We start from the raw sequence: 485 nt of genomic DNA on the forward strand, positions 1-485 counted from the left end.
GTCGCGGATGGCGTTTTTTTCTAAATCGGTGAGCATTGAGGCCGTCTGAATGGGTTTGCAAGAATAGCGTATTTTAGCATTTTTACCTTCATGAAGCCTTCGTAAAGTCTTAACCTATTTTAGGGTTTGGCATTTTGATGGCGATGGACGAACTGCAAAGGCATAATCGCTTTTAATCAAGCAAAGGGCCGTCTGAAACTTTAGCCGCACTGATGCAGAGGCACCCACAATTTTTGTTTTTCGGATTTGTTTTTCTCGTAGCGGTTCCACGCTTTTTCGTGAAAATAAAAGACGACGGTATTGGCGATGGGTTCGACCAAGGCCACCGCGCTGGAAACGCCGATACTGCCGGTCAGAATATAGGCGACACTAAATGCGACGCTGAAATGCAAAATAGCAAATGTAATGGTTTTAATCATTCTGTTTTCCTGATACATTGGTGTTTTAATCGCTACATAATAATTATTATCAACTAACGCGTATAT

The 485-nt window shown here is 42.1% G+C and carries 1 protein-coding gene; it reads right to left on the bottom strand.

Features of this window, described 5'->3' with window-relative positions; genetic code table 11:
- Positions 1-200: 200 nt before the first annotated feature.
- Positions 201-419 carry a DUF2061 domain-containing protein gene (locus ACTHUR_RS19435; protein WP_107768592.1) on the bottom strand — a complete coding sequence of 73 codons (219 nt, stop codon included), beginning with the start codon at positions 417-419 and terminating at the stop codon, positions 201-203.
- Between the last annotated feature and the right edge of the window lie 66 nt (positions 420-485).

Source organism: Neisseria sp. P0021.S007 (assembly GCF_051956855.1).